Genomic DNA, 6,736 nt, shown 5'->3' on the forward strand with positions numbered 1-6,736 from the left:
CCGTGTCCTGCAGCAAATAGTGCAGCCAGTATTGCAGTTCCTCGTAATTGGAGGGGAAAAAATCATATATATAAAGTGATTTATATGGGTTTATACATAAATAGAGACTTGTTCAGTAATCGATAATTTTTATTAGTATAAAAATTACATTTAAAATCTACGATATACGCATACCCCTAAGGGGTATGCGTATTGTAAACAGGATATTAATATAGTATATTTATAATCGATAAAAATGAATGAACTAGTGAGTGTCGGTATTCACCGAGCGTAAAAGAGGAAAATGGGTGTAAATCCCATACTATGCAAATAGCTGTAATGAGGAGCAAGGTTTCATTATAGGGTCACTGGGAAACTGGGAAGGCCGAAATATTGCGATGAATCATGAGTCAGAAAGCCTGCTCTAAATGTATGGTATTGTACATACTATACTTAATTTAGGTTAGTCAGGTGGACTAACCTTTTTTGTCGTTTTCCTATATGCACCTCTGCTATATCGGGAGAGATAAGCATATTAGTTGTTCATTTAGATTATTGTAGTATTTAGAGAGTATAGGAGGAGGCGCCTATGGGCAAACGCTTTGCTAAACAGCTAGGTCAATTCATTGTTACACTGTTTGGCATTACTTTTTTAACATTTTGTCTCACTTATTTAGCACCAGGCGATCCAGTAACGATGTTACTAGAAACGGCAGATACAATTGTATCTCAAGAGCTTATTGATGAAACGCGTGCGCAACTCGGCTTAGATAAACCGTTCTTAGTACAATATGCTAATTGGGTTGTAAATGCTGCACAAGGTGACTTAGGGATGAGTTACTCTGCTAAAAAGCCTGTTGTAGATCGTATGTTGGAGGCTTTGCCAGGGACAGTTATGTTAGCAGGTACATCATTAGTATTTACATTGCTTTATGCATTGCCGGCAGGGATTATAAGCGCCTTAAATCGAAACAAATGGATCGACTATCTGTTGCGCGTTGCTTCCTTTGTAGGCGTGTCTATGCCATCATTCTGGTTAGGCCTTGTACTGATTTATATCTTTGGCCTTAAATTAGGACTTGTTCCTATTGCATCTTCTCGTGTAACTCCTATCGGTGTAATTCTACCAGCCGTTACATTAGCTGTTGTAGTCGGGTCCAAGTACATGCGCCAAGTTCGTCTCGTTATTCTTGAAGAAATGCAAAAGGATTATGTTATCGGCGCACGTGCTCGTGGTGTGAGTGAGATGAAAATTTTATTCGGTCATATTTTGCCTAATGCAGTATTACCACTTATCACTATACTGGGTGTTGTTATCGGTTGGTTATTAGGCGGTGTTGCAGTTATTGAAATGGTATTCTCCTGGCCTGGCCTTGGGAATATGGCAGTATATGCCATTACCATGCGCGACTATCCATTGATCGAAGGTTTTGTGTTGTGGGTTGCCTTAGCATATATGTGTATTAATGCATTAGTTGATGCGTCATATATCTTGTTAGACCCTAGATTAAAAAGGGAGAGAGCATAATGGCAGAATTTATTCAAAAACATAAATTGTTCTCTTTCTACAGTGCCTTGATGATTGTGGTAGTTCTCATAGCTATATTTGCACCATGGCTTGCTCCGGGTGATGCTTTTAGCTCAAATCTGAGTCAAGCATTACAAGCGCCAAGTAGTCAACATTGGTTTGGTACAGATAAGCTTGGTCGTGATGTATTGTCTCGCATCATTTATGGTACACAGTTATCCTTGTTTATGGGTGTCAGTATCGTTGTTATCATGGTAAGCATTGGTACTATTATCGGTGCCGTAGCTGGTTATTTCGGCGGGAAAATCGAAATGGTCCTCATGCGTCTTGCGGACATTATGCTATCCTTCCCGGGTGTAGTATTAGCCATTGCCATTGCTGGTATTTTGGGTGGTAGCATTGTGAATACGATTATAGCGCTATCTGTAGTTGGTTGGGCAAAATATGCTCGTCTTGTACGGTCTATGACGTTGAAAGTTCGCGGTGAAGAGTATGTAACGGCGGCTGTCATGATGGGGGCCTCTACAACGACTATTCTAAGACGTCATATCATTCCCAATATCCTTCCTCTTGTTGTTACAACAGGTGCACTTGATATTGGGGCTATCATGATTGAAGTAGCAGGTCTATCCTTCTTAGGTTTTGGTGCTCAACCGCCAACACCAGAATGGGGCCTTATGCTCAACGAAGGTCGTCAATATTTACAAACCAGTCCATGGCTGATGGCCTTCCCTGGTATGTCCATTCTTATCGTAGTTGCTATCTTTAACCTTTGGTCTGATTCCTTACGGGACGTAGTGGATCCTAAGAACCAAGGTTAGTTACGTGTGATGCTTATTTATAGGTTGTGTTGTGAAAGTTGTTATATAAATAGGCGGTAATAAGGTTTTTCCATTATGACTATTGTAGATTGTAGTGGTCATGATGTGTATGTTTTATGTTTATATGTAATGGTACAAGGAGATTTTACATGAAAAAATCTTGGAAAAAAGCCCTCTTAGCAGGTCTTAGCATTGTAATGATGGGTTCCTTCATCGCTGGTTGCGGCTCTGATAATAGTGGTGCTGCTAATAAGGATGTTTTAAAAGTTGGTGTAACTAACTTCGCATCCACATTAGAACCTACAGAAAACTTCTTCGCATGGGTTGTTATGCGCTATGGTGTAGGCGAAACATTGGCTAAGTTTGACGAACAAATGAAACCTCAACCATGGATTGCATCTAAATGGGAAGTATCCCCAGACCATAAAACGTGGACTTTCACAATCAATGATAAGGTGAAATTCTCTAATGGTAAAAAAGTTGATGCTGCAGCAGTTAAAGCATCTATCGAACGGGCTTTTGAAAAATCCAATCGTGCAAAAACATTCTTCGAATATGACTCTATGGAAGCTAATGGTCAACAATTAGTTATTCATACAACAAAAGAATATCCTAATATGCCTGGCCTTTTAGCGGATCCGTTGTTCCTAATCGTTGATGTACAATCTGAAAAAGATGGCCGTAACTTTGCGAAGGAAGGTCCTATTGGTACAGGTCCATACGTAGTTAAATCTTTCACAAAAGAACGTGCTGAGATGGCTGCTAACGAAAACTATTGGGATGGTACAGTACCATTTAAAACTGTAGAAATTCCTTCCATCGATGACCCTAATACTCGCGCTATGAGCTTACAATCTGGCGACGTAGATATGGCTGTTAACATCGGTGCTGGTGAAATTGGTTTATTCCAAAATAACGATAAGTTCAAGGTTGATGAAATCGCATCTCTTCGCGTAGTATTGGCTCGTATTAACCAAAAAGGTGTTCTTGGTGATGACAAAGTACGTGCTGCAGTTATTTCTGCAACAGACCGTAAAAACTATGCTGATGTATTGTTAAAAGGTACATTCATTCCTGGTTCCGCACCAATTCCACCATCCATGGACTATGGCTTCAAAGATTTGAAAGATCCTAATGCGTATAACCCTGAACGTTCTAAACAATTATTAGCAGAAGATGGTTGGAAAGATACTGATGGGGACGGCATCCTTGATAAAGATGGCAAACCATTAACATTTGACTTCGTAGTATATAATTCTCGTGCAGAATTACCACTTTATGCAGAAGCTGTTCAAGCAGACCTTAAAAAAGTGGGTATCGACATGAAAATCAAAACAGTTGACTATAACTTGATTGATAAAATGGGTCAAGATGGCGACTATGATATGCTTATCTCCAACATCGTAACTGCTAATACAGGCGATCCAATCTGGTTCTTAGCTAACTACTGGCATACTAATGTGGATGGTTCCAACCCTCAAAACGGTTCTGGTTACTCCAATCCACAAGTTGACCAATTGTTAGATGCTGCTGAAACTGAATTTGATCCTGCAAAACGTCGTGACTATGCAATTCAAATTCAACAATTATTGATGAATGATGGTGCTGCATTGTTCTTAGGTTACCCTAAAACTAATATCGTTACTGGTTCTTACTTGAAAGGTGCTGTCATGTACCCAAGTGACTACTACTGGATTACTAATAAAATTACAAAATAATAAGGAGCTATAATGGCAGAAAACATACTAACTGTAGAGAACCTTAACATCGCGTACCAAGGTGTGCCTGCTGTTATGGATGTAAACTTTACCTTGGAACGCGGTAAGGTATTGACCATTGTAGGGGAATCTGGATCCGGTAAAACTACCGTGATCCGGGCCCTCATGGGTTTATTGCCTATAGGTGGTGAGGTCACAGATGGTACAATGCTCTTTAATGGTCAAGACCTTCGCACCCTATCTAAGTCTGAATGGAGAGCTATACGTGGTAAAGACATGGCCATGATTTTCCAAGATAGTGGTAGTGCTTTAGACCCAATAGTTCGCATTGGTAAACAGTTTAGAGAATTATTTAAATCTCATATAGAAATTACCAATGATGAATGTGATCGACGAGCAATTGAGTTATTAGAATCTGTTTCTCTCCCTAATGGGGCAGATATATTGCGCCGTTATCCACATGAGTTATCCGGCGGTCAACGCCAACGTGTGGGCATTGCTATGGCATTAGCGCTGGATCCTGCGTTATTAATTGGTGATGAACCTACATCTGCTTTAGATGTAACAACACAATCACAAGTTGTTATGCAAATGCTAGAACTTGCTAAAGAGCATAATTCTGCTATCGTAATGGTTACGCATAACCTTGGTGTAGCGGCCTATATGTCCGACTATATCATTGTTATGAAAAAGGGCCGTGTTGTTGATGCTGGCACACCGCAAGATATTTTGGAAAACCCATCTAACGAATATACGAAGCAATTAAAAGATGCTGTACCAACATTGGAAGGAGGTCGTTACATTGACTAACTACGCTGTAGAATTAAAAAATGTATGTAAACGATTCCCACTTCCTACTGGTGGTGAGCTCGAAGCGTGTAAGAGTATTAATATCACCTTAGAAAAAGGCGAGTCCCTTGGGATTGTAGGGGAATCTGGCTCTGGTAAAACGACTTTGGTTCGTATGATTATGAAGATGCTGCCTATCACAGAAGGCGAGATTTATGTAGATGGTGTAGAGATTCAACATATGAACTCTGAGCAAACGAAAGAATACCGCAAGAAAATTCAAATGGTATTCCAAGATCCATCTGCGGCCTTCAATCCTCGTATGAAGGTAAAGGATATTATCCTTGAACCGTTATACAATTTTGGGCTTCTTGAAAAAGGCAAAGAAGAACAAATCGCAGGTGACTATCTTGAAATGGTAGACCTACCTCGCGAGTTCATGCATCGTTATCCTCATGAAATGTCTGGCGGCCAACGTCAACGTGTGGCCATTGCTCGTGCCATTGTACTTGAACCAGAAATTCTTGTTCTAGATGAGGCAACTAGTGCTCTAGACGTGTCTGTACAAGACTCCATCGCCTATTTACTAGCGCGTTTACAAAAAAAGAAAAACTTAACATACCTATTCATTGCTCATGATATTGCGTTCATTCGTACTATGTGTCACAAGGTGGTTGTAATGTACAAAGGCGCTATCGTTGAAGAGCTAGATGCATTCCATTTAGCAGATGCAAAGCATCCTTATACAAAGGTTCTATTGAGCTCTATCTTTGAAATTGGTAAAGATCATAAGCCACTTACTTTAGAAGAAGCTGGGAAAGCATAAATTTTGATTATATAAAATAGCAGTTAGCCATTTGGTTAACTGCTATTTTTATATTATCTATTATTTATTATGCGGATAATTTTTGCTTCTACATAAATATATCGAAAATTTTCTCGAAAATGATTGTGTTAACACTAGATATATAGTATAGTTGACTAAGCAATATACCCCTATGGGTATAATTAAAATATGCTCATATGAAATGATATACATATACATATACATTTAGAGAAAGGTTAGGTGTGTGAATGAAAGGATTACGTAAGGCGTTACTGATTGCTATGATGCTGGGCTGTTGTACGATATGGTGTAGGGGAAACTCTAATAAAATTTGATGATCACATGAATGCTAAACCCTGGTTAGTATCCTCTTGGAAGCAAAGTGATGATAAGCTGACTTGGACTTTCACCATCAACGATAAGGTTAAGTTCTCTAACGGCAATGCTCTTACTGCTGAGGCCGTAAAGGCGTCTTTGGAACGAACCTTTGCGAAGAGTAAACGGGCAAAATCATTCTTTAATTACACTGAAATGACGGCTAATGGTCAAGAGCTCACAATTAAGACCGATAAGCCTTACTATAATTTGCCAAACTTGTTGGGAGATCCATTATTCTTGATTATGGATGTAACTGCTGAGGCAAATGGTCGTGATATTGCGAAGGAAGGTCCTATTGGTACTGGTCCTTATGTAGTGACATCATTTACAAAAGAGCGTGCTGAGCTCGCAAGGAATGATAACTACTGGGATGGCAAGCCAGGCTTTGCTAAGGTTGAAATTCCATCTATTAACGATGCCAATACACGAGCTATGGCATTGCAAGCGGGTGATGTAGATATGGCCGTTAGCATTGGACCTGGCGAATATGGTATCTTCCAAAACGATAAGAAATTTACTATTTATGAAGAATCATCCTTACGTGATGTATTCGTTCGGATGAGCCAAAAAGGCAAGCTTAAGAATGCTAATCTAGAGCGGCCCTCATTGCCGGAGCAAATCGTGAGTCCTATGCAAAGAACCCGCCCTGTTGCTGGGCTTGTAGTTTTTGCCAAAACGTCTAAAGCTCTTTCGCGTT

At 39.8% G+C, this 6,736-nt stretch carries 5 protein-coding genes, 1 pseudogene and 1 riboswitch; all 6 genes and pseudogenes read left to right on the top strand.

The features are described from left to right. The first annotated feature begins 232 nt into the window (after positions 1-232). Positions 233-421, top strand: a riboswitch (cobalamin riboswitch). 147 nt (positions 422-568) lie between these two features. Beyond that, positions 569-1,507 (top strand): nickel ABC transporter permease, encoded by a 939-nt coding sequence (nikB, locus tag Q7P05_RS08345; RefSeq protein ID WP_005385373.1) that lies wholly within the window; start codon positions 569-571, stop codon positions 1,505-1,507. Then, positions 1,507-2,328 carry a nickel transporter permease gene (gene nikC, locus Q7P05_RS08350; protein WP_105089750.1) on the top strand — a complete coding sequence of 274 codons (822 nt, stop codon included), beginning with the start codon at positions 1,507-1,509 and terminating at the stop codon, positions 2,326-2,328. The genes nikB and nikC overlap by 1 nt, the downstream gene beginning before the upstream one ends. A 149-nt stretch (positions 2,329-2,477) precedes the next feature. Then, positions 2,478-4,046, top strand: coding sequence for an ABC transporter substrate-binding protein (locus Q7P05_RS08355; protein WP_302208883.1), 1,569 nt, complete (start codon positions 2,478-2,480; stop codon positions 4,044-4,046). A 12-nt stretch (positions 4,047-4,058) separates the two neighbouring features. After that, positions 4,059-4,856, top strand: coding sequence for an ABC transporter ATP-binding protein (locus Q7P05_RS08360; RefSeq protein ID WP_005385379.1), 798 nt, complete (start codon positions 4,059-4,061; stop codon positions 4,854-4,856). Continuing rightward, positions 4,849-5,661, top strand: a complete 813-nt coding sequence (locus Q7P05_RS08365) for an ABC transporter ATP-binding protein (protein WP_156719994.1) — start codon at positions 4,849-4,851, stop codon at positions 5,659-5,661. The genes Q7P05_RS08360 and Q7P05_RS08365 overlap by 8 nt, the downstream gene beginning before the upstream one ends. A 248-nt stretch (positions 5,662-5,909) precedes the next feature. After that, positions 5,910-6,680, top strand: a pseudogene (locus Q7P05_RS08370) (ABC transporter substrate-binding protein); the annotation flags it as partial. Positions 6,681-6,736 lie beyond the last annotated feature (56 nt).

This window comes from Veillonella dispar, from assembly GCF_937975875.1.
In the GTDB taxonomy this organism is placed as follows: Bacteria; Bacillota; Negativicutes; order Veillonellales; family Veillonellaceae; genus Veillonella; species Veillonella dispar_B.